The sequence below is a fragment of the Pseudomonas sp. SAR267 genome (assembly GCF_052077595.1).
GTDB lineage: Bacteria > Pseudomonadota > Gammaproteobacteria > Pseudomonadales > Pseudomonadaceae > Aquipseudomonas > Aquipseudomonas vlassakiae.
In genome coordinates this window covers 5,591,067-5,604,676 of record NZ_JBQIHU010000001.1, presented here as the reverse complement: position 1 = coordinate 5,604,676, position 13,610 = coordinate 5,591,067, and the positions used below count along the sequence as shown (strand labels likewise).

The window sequence follows — 13,610 nt, the reverse complement described above, 5'->3', positions numbered from 1 at the left end:
ACGAACAGGTGACCCCATGACCCAAACTGCACCCCGCCCGCTGGACGGCATCACCGTCGTCAGCCTGGAACATGCCATCGCCGCGCCCTTCTGCACTCGCCAGCTGGCCGACCTGGGCGCCCGCGTGATCAAGGTCGAACGCCCTGGCAGCGGCGACTTTGCCCGTGGCTACGACCAACGCGTCGACGGCCTGGCCTCGCACTTCGTGTGGACCAACCGCTCCAAGCAAAGCCTGACCCTCGACCTCAAGCAGCAAGCCGCCGACGGCATCCTCGATGCCCTGCTGGCCAAGGCCGACGTACTCGTGCAAAACCTCGCACCCGGCGCCGCCGCCCGCATGGGCCTGTCGTTCGACGCCTTGCACCCGCGCTTCCCACGGCTGATCGTCTGCGACATTTCCGGCTACGGCGCAGGCGGCCCGTATGAAAACAAGAAGGCCTACGACCTGCTGATCCAGAGCGAGGGCGGTTTTCTGTCGGTGACGGGTGGCCCCGGCGATGGGGAGATGGCCAAGGCCGGCTGCTCGATCGCCGACATCGCCGCCGGTATGTATGCCTACACCGGTGTGCTGTCGGCGCTGCTGCTGCGCGACAAGACCGGCCTGGGCAGCCGCGTCGACGTGTCGATGCTGGAGAGCCTGGTGGAATGGATGGGCTACCCGATGTATTACGCCTACAACGGCGCGCCGCCACCCCCGCGCGCGGGCGCATCGCACTCGACCATCTACCCCTACGGGCCGTTCCCCACCGGGGGTGGCGGCACGATCATGCTCGGCCTGCAGAACGAACGGGAATGGGCGCTGTTCTGCGAAAAAGTACTGCTCGACCCGGCGCTGGCCAGCGATGAGCGCTTCAACGCCAACTTCAAGCGCTCGGAGAACCGAGAGGTGCTGCGCCAGCTCATCGTCGAGCGCTTTGCCGCGCTGTCACTCGACGAGGTGGTGGCGCGCCTGGAGGAGGCGCAGATTGCCAATGCCCGGGTCAACGACATGCACGGCGTGTGGCAGCACCCACAACTGCAGGCGCGCGACAGCTGGCGTGAAGTGGACAGCCCGGCTGGCAAGCTGCCGTCGCTGCTGCCACCGGGGCGCAATGCCGCCTTCACCCCACGCATGGACGCCGTGCCGGCGCTGGGCCAGCACACCGCGGGCATCCTCGCCGAGCTGGGCCTGAGCGCCGAACAGCGCGCCAGCCTGGCCGCAGGAGGCGTGGTATGAACGCGGTACGCTCCGCCCTGTTCGTGCCCGGCAGCCGGCCTGAACGTTTCGCCAAGGCGCTGGCGGCGGGTGCCGATGTGGTGATCGTCGACTTCGAGGATGCCGTCGAGGAGCCGCTGAAACAGCAGGCCCGCGACCACCTGGCGGCGTTCCTGCAGGTCACGCCGCAGGCCTCTGTATGGGTGCGGGTAAATGCACCGCAGCATCGGCAGCACGCCAGCGACCTGGCCTTCTGCGCGCAGCAGCGCGGGGTCGCCGGGCTGCTGTTGCCCAAGGTGGAGAACGCGACTCAAGTCGCGCTGGCCTGGCGCGGCGGCAAGCCGGTATGGCCAATCATCGAGAGCGCCAAGGGCTTGCTGGCACTGGCACAGATTGCCGCAGCCGAAGGCGTCGAGCGCTTGTCATTCGGCAGCCTCGACCTGGCGCTGGACCTGGGCTTGAACACCGAGAGCGAGGCGGCCCGGCAGTTTCTCGACCAGGCGCGCATGGCGGTGCAGCTGCATTCGCGGGGGGCCGATCTGGCGCCGCCGCTGGATGGGGTGTTCCCGGCCATCGCCGATGCCGAGGGGCTGCAGCGGGCCGTGCGGCATGCCTATGACATGGGGTATGGCGGGGCGTTGTGCATACATCCTCAGCAGGTGGCGGTGATTCATGCAGCGCTGGCGCCCAGTGCCGAGGAGCTGGCGTGGGCGCGGCGGGTGCTGGCGGCGAGTGAAGTAGCCAATGGCGCCGGGGCCTTCCAGCTGGACGGGCAGATGGTCGATGCGCCGGTGGTGTTGCGCGCGCAGCGGTTGCTGGCTGGGCATCTCGACTGAACATTCCGGCCTCTTCGCGGGCACGCCCGCTCCCACAGGTACTGCGTAAACCTGTGGGAGCGGGCGTGCCCGCGAATGGGCCGGTACAAGTGACGGTGTTAAGCAAACCCGAACGCCGCCTTATACAAATGCTAATTCTCCACACGCAGCCCGTTGGTCCATCTTTACCCCACTCCTCCTACAACAATAAATCAGAGGTGACACCGATGTTGAAGCTGACCCAGGCGCTGTTCTGCGCCGCCGCAGTGTCCATGGCCGGCCTGGCCCAGGCCGCCGACCCCATCGTCATCAAGTTCGCCCACGTGGTGGCCGACAGCACGCCCAAGGGTCAGGGCGCGCTGATGTTCCAGAAAATGGTCGCCGCCGACCCGCAGCTCAAGGACAAGGTCAAGGTCGAGGTCTACCCCAACTCGTCGCTGTTCGGCGATGGCAAGGAAATGGAAGCCCTGCTGCTTGGCGACGTGCAGATGCTGGCACCGTCGCTGGCCAAGTTCGAGCACTACAACAAGCAGGTGCAGATCTTCGACCTGCCGTTCCTGTTCAATGACCTGGCCGCCGTCGACCGCTTTCAGCAAGGCCCGCAAGGCAAGGCGCTGCTGACCTCGATGGAAGACAAGGGAATCCGTGGCCTGGCCTATTGGCACAACGGCCTGAAACAACTGTCGGCGAACAAAAAGGTGATCCTGCCCAAGGACGCCCGCGGCCTGAAATTCCGCGTGCAGGCCTCCAGTGTGCTTGAAGAGCAGTTCAGGGCGATCCGCGCCAACCCGCGCAAGATGAGCTTCGCCGAGGTCTACCAGGGCCTGCAGACCGGCACCGTCAACGGCACCGAGAACACCTGGTCGAACTACGAGAGCCAGAAAGTCAACGAAGTGCAGCCCTTCTTCACCGAGACCAACCACGGCCTGATCGACTACATGGTGATCACCAACGCTAAATTCTGGAACAGCCTGCCTGAGGACGTGCGCGGCGAGCTGCAAGCGATCATGGACGAGGTCACCGTCGAGGTGAACAAGCAGGCCGAAGCGCTCAACCAGACGTCACGGCAGAAGATCATCGACGCCAAGACCAGCGAGATCGACCCGCTCACCGCCGAGCAACGCCAGCAATGGCGTGAGGCCATGCGCCCGGTGTGGGAGAAGTTCTCCGAGCAGATCGGCGCTGAGCTGATCAAGGCCGCAGACGACGCCAACAAGGCCTCCTGACCCTGCCTGCGCCCTACCCCGGCCGCCTGCCGTGCAGGTGGCCCGTCCTGTCTCTGTCTGGAGAATCCCTATGCAATCGCTCAGGCGTGTCTGGGAGCACTTCGAGGAAGGCATGATCGCTTTCCTCCTGGCGGCCATGACCTTGGTGACCTTCCTCTACGTGGCGCTGAACAACCTCTACACGATGTTCTACTCCCTCAGTGATCACTGGGCCTTCGCCAGCGACCTGCTGCTCGGCATCGGCGACCACCTGATGGCCTATGCCCAGGACATGACCTGGAGCATCGCCCTGACCAAGGCCCTGTTCGGCTGGCTGATCTTCTTCGGTATCTCCTATGGCGTGCGCACCGCCGGCCACCTGGGGGTCGACGTGCTGGTACGGCGCACCTCCAGGCCGGTGCAACGGGTGCTGGCGATGATCGCCTGCGCCTGCTGCCTGGCCTACGCCGGGTTGTTCCTGGTGGCCAGCATCAAGTGGGTCAGCGCAGTGCTGGTGGCCGGCATCGGCGCCGAAGACCTCGACCGCTATGGCATCAAGGTCGGCCATATCGCGCTAATCGTGCCGTTGGGCTTCGCCCTGGTGATTGTCCGCTACCTGGAAATCCTCTACCGCCTGTTCACCCATCGCCAGTACGGCCTGGGCCTGGCCGACGAGGCTGCCGAAGCCAGCAAGCTGGCCAACCCCGGTGAGGAGCACCACTGATGACGGTTATCTGCCTGTTCCTGCTGCTGTTCGTGTTCATGTTCCTCGGCGTGCCGATCGCCATCTCCCTGGGCCTGTCGGGGGCGCTGTCGATCCTGATGTTCAGCCAGGACTCGCTCAGCTCGCTGGCGATCAAGCTGTTCGAGACCTCCGACAGCTACACCTTCCTGGCCATCCCGTTCTTCCTGCTGTCGGGTGCGTTCATGACCACCGGCGGCGTGGCCCAACGCCTGATCGACTTTGCCAACGCCTGCGTCGGGCATATCCGCGGCGGCCTGGCGATTGCCGCAGTGCTGGCGTGCATGCTGTTCGCGGCGTTGTCGGGGTCGTCGCCGGCCACCGTGGCCGCCGTCGGCTCGATTGCCGTGGCCGGCATGGTGCGCTCCGGCTACCCGCGCGAGTTCGGTGCCGGCATCATCTGCAACGCCGGCACCCTGGGCATCCTGATCCCACCGTCGATCGTCATGGTGGTGTACTCGGCGGCCACCGAGACTTCGGTGGGCAAGCTGTTCATGGCCGGCGTGGTGCCAGGCATCTTGCTTGGCGTATCCCTGATGATCACCATCTACGTTGTCGCCCGCATCAAGAAACTGCCGGCACAACCGCGGGCCAGCTTCGCCGAATGGCTGAGCACCGCCCGGCGCGCATTCTGGGGCCTGTTGCTGCTGGTGATCATCCTCGGCGGCATCTACAGCGGCATGTTCACCCCCACCGAAGCGGCGGCCGTGGCGGCGGTGTACTCGGCGTTCATCGCGCTGTTCGTATACAAGGACATGCGCCTGCGTGACTGCCCGAAAGTGCTGCTGGAGTCGGGCCGGCTGACCATCATGCTGCTGTTCATCATCGCCAACGCCATGCTTTTCGCCCATGTGCTGACCACCGAGCAGATCCCCCAGCAGATCACCCAGTGGGTGATGTCCGAGGGGCTGACGCCGATCGGCTTCCTGATCATGGTCAACATCGTGCTGCTGGTGGCCGGCAGCTTCATGGAGCCATCGGCGATCATCCTGATCCTGGCGCCGATCTTCTTCCCGATCGCGATGAAACTGGGCATCGACCCGATTCACCTGGGCATCGTGATGGTGGTGAACATGGAGATCGGCCTGGTGCACCCACCGGTGGGGCTGAACCTGTTCGTCACCTCGGCCGTGACCGGGCTGACCCTGGGGCAGACGATTCGCGCGGCGCTGCCGTGGCTGTCGATTCTGCTGCTGTTCCTGGTGCTGGTGACCTATGTGCCGTTCATCTCGCTGGCGCTGCCGGAGTGGTTGGGCATGCCGTAGCCATCGACCTGAAATGCTGACCCTGTGGGAGCGGGCGTGCCCGCGAAGCAGGCACCGCGGTGTATGGCACCGGCTCTGCCGGTGTTCGCGGGCACGCCCGCTCCCACAGGGTTTGTGCAAGATTCAAAGGCCGAGTCAGATCCCCCCGCCCGCCAGCAACTGGCTCATCACCCCGGCCAGGTCCTTGACCATCACATCCGCCGTCTGCTTGTGCACGATGACAATCTCGTAGCTGTCCACCTCCGGCAACCCTTGTGCATGCCCCAGCACCCGGTGCTCACCGGTTGCCGCTCGCGGTGGCAGCAGGCTGATGCCCATGCCGTCGGCCACCGCCGCCTGGATGCCGCTGAGGCTGGAACTGGTGAAGCTGATGCGCCAGCGCCGGCCCATGCCTTCGATGGCACTGATCATGTCCTCGCGGTACAGCCCGCGTGGCGGGAAGGTCACCAGAGGAACCGGGTCAAGCTCGAACGCCGGCATGCGCGCACTGTCGATCCACTGCAGGCGCTCAGGCCAGCAGGCCACGCCCTCGCGGCTGTTGCGCCGCTGCTTGAGCAGGACCAGGTCGAGCTCGCCGTTGTCGTAGGCCTGGCTGAGGTCGCGACACAGGCCGCTGGTGACCTCCAGCTTGACCTGCGGGTGCAGGCGGCTGAATGCCGACAGCGCGTTGGTGGTGCGCCCGCCGACAAAATCCTCGGGTACCCCCAGACGCACGGTGACCCCGACCATTGCCCCAGCCAGGGCTTCGAGCATCTGGTCGTTCAGCGCCAGCATGTGCCGGGCATAACCGAGCAAGGTCTGCCCGGCGTCGGTCGGCAACACGTCACGGTTGCCGCGCACCAACAGGCGGTGGCCAACCATGTCTTCGAGGCGGCGCACCTTCTGGCTGATGGTCGACTGGGTCGAGTGCAGGCGTGCTGCGGCAGTGGTGAAACTGCCGCAATCGGCCACTAGGACAATGGCGCGCAACAGATCGAGGTCGAACAGGGCTCTATTCGATTTAACGCTGATGGACATCTTGGTATTCAACGGCTGCATGACAAGACTGACTTCTACCACGCCACTTCTGGCCCGGCAACGCGCTAGTCACCCAGCGCCACACCTTCTCGCCGTGGGTCGGCACCACCGTCCCAACCTTGGCCGCTGCGCTGGATGATCTGCAGGCCACTGGTCATGGTCATCGGCGTGACCTCGTGGCCCCACGCAGCCAACTGGCGGATCAACGCCGGGCTGAACAGCCCGGCTTCCACCTCAGTGCCGGCGTTGCGGCTGCCGAAGTTAGGCAGGCCGGCCGCCTGTTGCGGATCGAGATGCCAGTCCAGCAGGCCAATCAGCGCCTTGTTCACATAGCCGATGATCTGCGAACCGCCAGGCGAACCGAGGCTCGCCACCAGTTCGCCGGAGGCACGCGAGAACACCAGCGTTGGCGCCATCGCCGACAGCGGGCGCTTGCCAGGCTGCACCCGGTTGGCCACCGGCTTGCCATTCTCCGCAGGCAGGAACGAAAAGTCGGTCAGGTGGTTGTTCAGCAGGAAGCCATCGACCATGAGGTGCGAACCGAAGGCGGACTCCACCGACGTGGTCATGGCCAGGGCCTGCCCGCTGTCATCGACAGCAGACAGGTGCGAGGTGGAAATCCGCAGCGGCGAACGGTCGGGCGCCAGGGCCAGGTTGGCACCCTGCGGGGTGCCCGGACGGGCGCGCTTCATGCTGTATTCGCCGACCTGCCTGGCGCGCTCGGCGAGGTAGGCCGGGTCGAGCAATGACTTGACCGGCACCGGCACATAATCGCTGTCGGCCAGGTACTGGGCACGGTCGGCGTAGGCCAGGCGCTCGGCTTCAGCCATCAGGTGCACGGCCTGTGGCGTAGGTTCGAGCCCTGCTACGGACGGCACCTGGCGTGGCGGCTGCTGGGCCAGGTCGCGTTGCGCCGAGGCCTGCTGCAGGGCGTCGAGGATGCCCAGGGTCTGCAACACGGTCACCCCGCCGGACGACGGCGGCGGCATGCCGCAGATGTTCCAGGCCTTGTATGGGCCACAGACCGGCTCGCGCTCCTTGGCCTGGTAACGCTGCAAATCCTCGAGTGACAACTGCCCGGCATTTGCGTGGCGACGCACTTCGTCCACCATGGCCTGGGCAATCTCACCGCCATAGAAGGCATCGACGCCCTGCTCTGCAATGCGTTCGAAGGTTTGCGCGAGCGCCGGGTTGCGCAGGATTGTGCCGACGGCCAGCGGCTTGCCCTGATCATCCAGAAAGTACTTCGCCATGGCCGGCGAGCGGGCAATGAAGGGGTCGCTGGCCACCAGCGTATGCAGGCGTTCAGAGACCGCGAAACCATTGCGCGCCAGGGCGATGGCCGGCGCGAACAAGTCTTTCCACGGCAGTTTGCCATGCTGGCCATGGGCCAGTTTCAGCGCCCGCAGCACGCCCGGCACACCCACCGAGCGCCCGCCGATCTGCGCGGCACGAAACGGCATGGGCGAGCCATCCGCTTGCAGGAACAACGTTTCCGTCACCCCTGCCGGTGCGGCTTCGCGGCCGTCGAAGGCCTGCACACGCTGGCCATCCCAATAGAGGATGAACGCGCCGCCACCAATGCCGCTGGACTGCGGCTCGACCAAGGTCAGCACCATCTGCATGGCGATCGCCGCATCGATGGCGCTGCCACCGGCACGCAGCATCGCCCGCCCGGCTTCGCTGGCCAGCGGGTTGGCGGCCGCGACCATGTGCCGGCTGGCGTGCACCGGCTGCAGGCCGCTGCGGTAGCCGGACTCCAGCTCCGGTGGCGTGGGCAGCACCTGGTCGGCCCAGGTGCCGCCACTGGCCGTGGCCAGGCACAAGGTGGTGATCAGCGCAGTGGAAACTCTCATCGGCGTGCATCCTGCCTTTACCTATCAAGCGGGCCACTGTGGGTCATGCGCATTCTTAACTTCAAGCCCTGGGGTGATTTTTCTAGGATACAGGCAGATCATTCAGGAGCCCTCGCCATGCGCTTATCCCTTGCCGCCCTGGCACTCGCCCTTTGCACCAGCCTTGCCGCCCACGCCGAGACCACCGCCATGGACAAGCAGTTGCACGATGCCGCCGCAGACAATGACGTCACCCGCCTGCAACGGCTGCTCAAGCAGGGCGCCGGCGTGAACAGCCGCGATGGCCAGGGGCGCACCGCCTTGCTGGTGGCCACCCATGAGAACCAGGTCGCAGCAGCGAAAGCACTGATCGAGGCCGGTGCGGATGTGAACGCCAAGGACAACATCGACGACAGCCCGTACCTGTATGCCGGGGCGCGTGGCTTGAACGAAATCCTGCAGATGACGTTGAGCCATGGTGCCGACCTCAAGAGCACCAACCGGTACGGCGGCACCGCGTTGATACCGGCGGCCGAGCGCGGGCATGTGGACACCGTGCAGATGCTGATCGATGCGGGAGTGGACGTGAATCACCTGAACCGCCTGCACTGGACCGCGCTACTGGAAGCCGTGATCCTCGGCGATGGCGGCCCACGCCATGTCGAGATCGTCCGGCGCCTGCTGGCGGCGGGAGCGGATCGGCAGATTGCCGACAAGGATGGGGTGACCGCGCTGGAGCATGCGCGCCAGCGGGGCTATCAAGAAATGGTGCAGCTACTCAGCCACTGAGGCCTGCACAGTACCTGTGGGAGCGGGCGTGCCCGCGAAACAGACAGCGCGGAGTCTGGCACCGGCTTCGCCGGTGTTCGCGGGCTAGCCCGCACACAGGTTTCGCGTCGAACTCCAGACCTGGCGTCAGGCCACCTCTTCGTACGGCAAACCCACATAGTTCTCGGCAATATTCACCAGCCCGGCCGGTGATGTGAGGAAGTACTCGCGGTCGGCCTCCTGCATCTTCTGGTCCCAGGCATCCTTGTGCTCGCCAAAGTCATGCAGCAGCTGGGTCATGAACCAGCTGAATCGCTCGCCCTTCCAGACCCGGCGCAGGGCCAGCGGCGAATACTGCTCCAGCAGGTCGGTACGCCCCTCGCGGTACACCTTGACCAGGATCCGGTACAGGTAGTTGACGTCCGACGCCGCCAGGTTCAGGCCCTTGGCGCCAGTCGGCGGGACGATGTGCGCGGCATCGCCGACCAGGAACAGATGGCCGTACTGCATCGGTTCGACCACCAGGCTACGCAGTGGCGCGATACTCTTTTCCAGCGCAGGCCCGGTGACCAGCTGCTGTGCCACATCCTCGGGCAGGCGCGCCTTGAGCTCGTTCCAGAAGCGCTCGTCAGACCAGTCTTCCACCCGCTCGTCCAGCGGCACCTGCAGGTAGTAGCGACTGCGCGTCTGCGAGCGCTGGCTGCACAGCGAGAAACCACGCTGGTGGTGGGCATAGATCAGTTCATGGTTGACCGGTGGGGTATCGGACAGCATGCCCAACCAGCCGAACGGATAGACCCGCTCGTACTCCTTGAGGACGCCTGCGGGGATGCTCTTGCGCGAGACGCCGTGAAAACCATCGCAACCGGCGATGTAGTCGCACTCCAGGCGGTGGGCCTTGCCGTCCTTTTCAAAGGTCACGTAGGGCCGTTCGCCCTTGAGTTCGTGCGGCTGCACGTTGCTGGCCGAATAGATGATCGGCGCGCCGCTGGCGTCGCGAGCCTGCATCAGGTCGCGGGTGACTTCGGTCTGGCCGTAGACCATCACCGTCTTGCCGCCGGTCAGGCCCTTGAGGTCCAGGCGCTGGCGACGGCCCGCGACCAGCAACTCGACGCCCTCGTGCACCAGGCCTTCACGGTCCATGCGTTCAGCCACGCCGGCTTCGCGCAGCAGGTCGACGGTGCCTTGTTCAAGCACCCCCGCGCGAATGCGGCCGAGGACGTATTCAGGGGTCTGGCGTTCGAGGATGACGGTGTCGATGCCCGCCTTGTGCAGCAACTGGCCGAGCAGCAGGCCGGAAGGACCGGCGCCGATGATTGCAACCTGAGTGTTCATTGTTTTTATCTCGTGAGAGGGGGTGCCCTTGCATTTTTAATGGCAATAACCGGCAAATAGCTGTTATATCCGATGCAAAAAATGCACTTTTGATAAAACCGTTCGATTAACGGACAGGCGCTCAACCCATGAGATCCACCCTTCCTGGCGTGCCGCTGTTTCAGCTATATGGCGAAAACCAGCATTGGCCCGGTACCGACCTGCTGCACTGCGAGTCGATTCCCGCTCGCAGCCGCATGCATCACTGGGAAATCAAGCCGCACCAGCACGCCGAGCTGTTCCAGTTGTTGTACGTGCAGCGCGGCGAGGCGCAGGTGGAAATCGAGGGCGTGCGCAGCACCATCCTCGAAGCGGCGATCCAAGTGGTACCGCCGCTGACCGTGCATGGCTTTCGCTTCAGCGCCGATATCCAGGGCCATGTGCTGACCTTCGGCACCGCGCTGGTGGCCGACCTCGAACAGCGCCTGGGCGCACCGCTGGGGGTGCTGGCGAAAGCGGCGTGCTACCCGTTGGGCAAGGACCGCATCCAGCTGCGCGGCCTGATCGAAACGCTGCAGCAGGAATACCAGGGCAACGCGACTGCGCGGGCAACCATGCTCGACGCGCTGGTGACCGCGCTGATGGTGTGGATCAGCCGTCGCCAGCAACTGGGCCAGGCCCCACGCAACCGGGACGAGCGTGACCGGCAGCTGTTGGGGCAGTACCTGCGCCTGGTAGAAGCGCATTACCGCGAACACCTGTCGGTCGAGGAATTCGCCGCACGCTTGAACATCTCCAGCCTGCAGCTCAACCAACTGTGCCGGGCGCTGAGCGGGCAGACCGCGTTGCAGGTCATCCATCAACGCCTGTTGCTCGAGGCACGGCGCAACCTCATCTATACACGCATGAGCATCGGCCAGCTGTCAGACAGCCTGGGTTTCAGCGACCCGACCTACTTCGCCCGCTTCTTCAAGCGCATGAGCGGGCAGACGCCCAATGGTTACCGGCGTGCGGTACAGCCCGACTGATCTGCTTGACGTATACGTCAACCTGCCCTCAGGATACTGCCATACCCCACGCCGAGCCCAAGCATGAGCAGCCAGACCTACAGCATCTCCGACCTCTCCCGCGAACTGGACATCACCACCCGCGCCATCCGCTTCTACGAGGAACAGGGCCTGCTGAGCCCCGAGCGGCGTGGTCTGGAGCGCATCTATTCGGCCCGTGACAAGGTCAGCCTGAAGCTTATCCTGCGTGGCAAGCGCATCGGCTTCTCGCTGGCCGAATGCCGCGAGCTGATCGAGCTGTACGACCCCAGCAGCGGCAACCTCAAGCAGCTCCACAGCATGCTGGCGAAGATCGCCGAGCGTCGCGCCCAGCTCGAACAGCAGATGCTCGACATCCACCAGATGCAGCTGGAACTGGACACCGCCCAGGAGCGCTGCGAACAGGCCCTGGCCGCCACCCTGAACCACAACGACAAACGCTGACAGGAACCCCACCATGCCCATGCCCGCAACAGTCCGCCTGGTCGAAGTCGGCCCCCGCGACGGCCTGCAGAACGAAGCCCAGCCCATCAGCGTCGCCGACAAGGTGCGCCTGGTCGACGACCTGACCGACGCCGGGCTGGGCTATATCGAGGTCGGCAGCTTCGTTTCGCCCAAATGGGTGCCGCAGATGGCCGGTTCCGCCGAAGTGTTCGCCGGCATTCACCAACGTGCAGGTGTTACCTATGCCGCACTTGCCCCAAACCTGCGCGGCTTCGAAGACGCCCTGGCTGCCGGGGTGAAGGAAGTGGCGGTGTTCGCCGCTGCCTCCGAAGCCTTCTCCCAGCGCAACATCAACTGCTCGATCAGCGAAAGCCTGCAACGCTTCGAACCGATCATGGAGGCCGCGCGCAGCCACGGCGTGCGGGTGCGCGGTTACGTGTCCTGTGTGCTGGGCTGCCCTTATGAAGGCAAGGTCAGTGCCGAGCAAGTAGCCCCGGTCGCCAGAGCGCTGCACGACATGGGCTGCTACGAGGTATCGCTGGGTGACACCATTGGCACCGGCACGGCCGGTGACACCCGCCGGCTGTTCGAGGTGGTCTCGGCCGTGGTGCCCCGCGCGCAACTGGCTGGCCACTTCCATGACACCTATGGCCAGGCCCTGGCCAATGTGTACGCCAGCCTGCTCGAAGGCATCAGCGTGTTCGACAGCTCGGTGGCCGGGCTGGGGGGCTGCCCTTATGCCAAGGGCGCCACCGGCAACATCGCCACTGAGGATGTGCTGTACCTGTTGCAGGGGCTGGGCATCGAGACCTGTATCGACCTCGACCGGCTGATCGCCGCCGGGCAGCGCATAAGCGCGGTACTGGGCAGGGCCAACGGTTCGCGGGTGGCCCGTGCGCGCAGCGCAGCATGAGTTTCATGCAGATGTCACATGAGTGTGGGTGAGTGTTACCTCTCCCACAGGTTTCAGCAAAAAATCGGGTAACAGGGAAACAAATCGATAGATTGTCAGGCCGCGCGATTTCACCCTATCCGGTCAAATCATTGATTTTTAAGGATTTTTAAAAGTTGGCACGGCACCTGCTATAGCTTTGGTACAACAACAAGAAAAACGCGATACCAATAAAAACAACATGTAACGGCTCTGACATAACAAGAACAACACGGCAGAGGCGCAGCAAGCAGATTTTTTTGGAGTCGACAGGCTTTTCAGGGGTTCGCCCCGCGGACTGACACAGAACAATAAAACTACCTCAAGGTAGCGGCAGTCAGGCTCGGATCCAGCGGATGAAAGCAGGTCAGCGCTCAAAAAAATACGTTTGCTCTTGACCCGGATGGGGGTCGCACGCAACACCAAGGCTGGCCTACAAAAACAACAAAAGGCCGGCCTCAATAATAAGAAAAGAGCAAGCAACACGCTTTGAGGGGAGCTTCGGCTCCCCTCAGTGCTTCCTGCCCTCCTCTTTCTGCTTCTCTTCGTCCTGCCTCTCGACCTTCTCCACCAGCAACGGCATCGTGCCCAGTACCAACAGCGCCAGCACCGTGCTGATCAGTGCCGTGGCCTCTCGCCCCATGCCTGCGGCAGTACCGATTGCCGCCGTCATCCAGAGCCCAGCAGCGGTAGTCAGGCCTTTCACGTGGCTGGTGTCCTGGCCGTTACCCTTGAGGATGGTGCCCGCACCGAGAAAGCCGATGCCGGCGACGATACCCTGGATCACCCGGCTCAGCGCCTGCTCATCAGCACCCGCCATGCTCGGCGCGAGCACGAACAGCGCCGCGCCCAGGGAGACCAGCATGTGCGTGCGCACCCCGGCGGATTTGCCCCGGTGTTCGCGCTCGAAGCCCAGCACGGCGCCGAGCACGGCCGCCATCAGCAGGCGCACGAGGATCCGCACGACCTCGCGCTCATCGGTGATGTCGGCGAACTCGGACTGGATAGTTTGCCAGATGAATTCCATGAATCA

13 protein-coding genes are annotated in these 13,610 nt (G+C 64.5%); 9 read left to right on the top strand and 4 right to left on the bottom strand.

Annotated elements, in window-relative coordinates; translation table 11 throughout:
• Positions 1-16 precede the first annotated feature (16 nt).
• The 5 genes from ACTORR_RS26570 (at position 17) to dctM (ending at position 5,222) form a co-directional block, all read left to right on the top strand.
• A complete protein-coding gene (locus ACTORR_RS26570; RefSeq protein WP_262110348.1) occupies positions 17-1,216 on the top strand; it encodes a CaiB/BaiF CoA transferase family protein in 1,200 nt (399 codons plus the stop codon).
• Positions 1,213-2,031 (top strand): HpcH/HpaI aldolase/citrate lyase family protein, encoded by an 819-nt coding sequence (locus ACTORR_RS26565; protein ID WP_441344076.1) that lies wholly within the window; start codon positions 1,213-1,215, stop codon positions 2,029-2,031. Before ACTORR_RS26570 ends, ACTORR_RS26565 begins: the two co-directional genes overlap by 4 nt.
• Positions 2,032-2,237: 206 nt before the next feature.
• On the top strand, positions 2,238-3,236 hold the full coding sequence (locus tag ACTORR_RS26560) for a TRAP transporter substrate-binding protein (RefSeq protein WP_054887428.1): 999 nt from the start codon (positions 2,238-2,240) through the stop codon (positions 3,234-3,236).
• Between the two features lie 70 nt (positions 3,237-3,306).
• Positions 3,307-3,939 (top strand): TRAP transporter small permease, encoded by a 633-nt coding sequence (locus ACTORR_RS26555; RefSeq protein WP_313364927.1) that lies wholly within the window; start codon positions 3,307-3,309, stop codon positions 3,937-3,939.
• The gene (dctM, locus tag ACTORR_RS26550) at positions 3,939-5,222 is read left to right on the top strand and encodes a C4-dicarboxylate TRAP transporter large permease protein DctM (RefSeq protein ID WP_313364928.1); all 1,284 of its coding nucleotides are present in this window, start codon (positions 3,939-3,941) and stop codon (positions 5,220-5,222) included. Before ACTORR_RS26555 ends, dctM begins: the two co-directional genes overlap by 1 nt.
• A gap of 135 nt (positions 5,223-5,357) precedes the next feature.
• On the opposite strand, the gene ACTORR_RS26545 is transcribed toward dctM, so the two are convergent.
• Together ACTORR_RS26545 and ggt are read right to left on the bottom strand one after the other, a co-directional pair.
• Positions 5,358-6,239: a LysR substrate-binding domain-containing protein gene (locus ACTORR_RS26545; RefSeq protein ID WP_313364929.1), complete on the bottom strand. Its 882-nt coding sequence runs from the start codon at positions 6,237-6,239 to the stop codon at positions 5,358-5,360.
• Positions 6,240-6,304: 65 nt separating this feature from the next.
• A complete protein-coding gene (ggt, locus tag ACTORR_RS26540; protein WP_313364930.1) occupies positions 6,305-8,095 on the bottom strand; it encodes a gamma-glutamyltransferase in 1,791 nt (596 codons plus the stop codon).
• Positions 8,096-8,212: 117 nt separating this feature from the next.
• On the opposite strand from ggt, the gene ACTORR_RS26535 reads away from it, so the two are divergent.
• Entirely contained in the window at positions 8,213-8,863 is a 651-nt protein-coding gene (locus ACTORR_RS26535) for an ankyrin repeat domain-containing protein (RefSeq protein ID WP_054887432.1), read from the top strand.
• A gap of 126 nt (positions 8,864-8,989) precedes the next feature.
• Here ACTORR_RS26535 and pobA read toward each other — a convergent pair whose 3' ends face one another.
• Positions 8,990-10,177, bottom strand: coding sequence for a 4-hydroxybenzoate 3-monooxygenase (gene pobA / locus ACTORR_RS26530; RefSeq protein ID WP_054887433.1), 1,188 nt, complete (start codon positions 10,175-10,177; stop codon positions 8,990-8,992).
• A gap of 128 nt (positions 10,178-10,305) precedes the next feature.
• On the opposite strand from pobA, the gene ACTORR_RS26525 reads away from it, so the two are divergent.
• The 3 genes from ACTORR_RS26525 (at position 10,306) to ACTORR_RS26515 (ending at position 12,559) form a co-directional block, all read left to right on the top strand.
• Positions 10,306-11,184 carry a helix-turn-helix domain-containing protein gene (locus ACTORR_RS26525; RefSeq protein WP_313364931.1) on the top strand — a complete coding sequence of 293 codons (879 nt, stop codon included), beginning with the start codon at positions 10,306-10,308 and terminating at the stop codon, positions 11,182-11,184.
• 63 nt (positions 11,185-11,247) lie between these two features.
• A complete protein-coding gene (locus ACTORR_RS26520) occupies positions 11,248-11,646 on the top strand; it encodes a MerR family transcriptional regulator (RefSeq protein WP_054887435.1) in 399 nt (132 codons plus the stop codon).
• Between the two features lie 13 nt (positions 11,647-11,659).
• Positions 11,660-12,559: a hydroxymethylglutaryl-CoA lyase gene (locus tag ACTORR_RS26515; RefSeq protein ID WP_313364932.1), complete on the top strand. Its 900-nt coding sequence runs from the start codon at positions 11,660-11,662 to the stop codon at positions 12,557-12,559.
• 529 nt (positions 12,560-13,088) lie between these two features.
• On the opposite strand, the gene ACTORR_RS26510 is transcribed toward ACTORR_RS26515, so the two are convergent.
• The gene (locus ACTORR_RS26510; protein WP_054887437.1) at positions 13,089-13,604 is read right to left on the bottom strand and encodes an MgtC/SapB family protein; all 516 of its coding nucleotides are present in this window, start codon (positions 13,602-13,604) and stop codon (positions 13,089-13,091) included.
• Positions 13,605-13,610 lie beyond the last annotated feature (6 nt).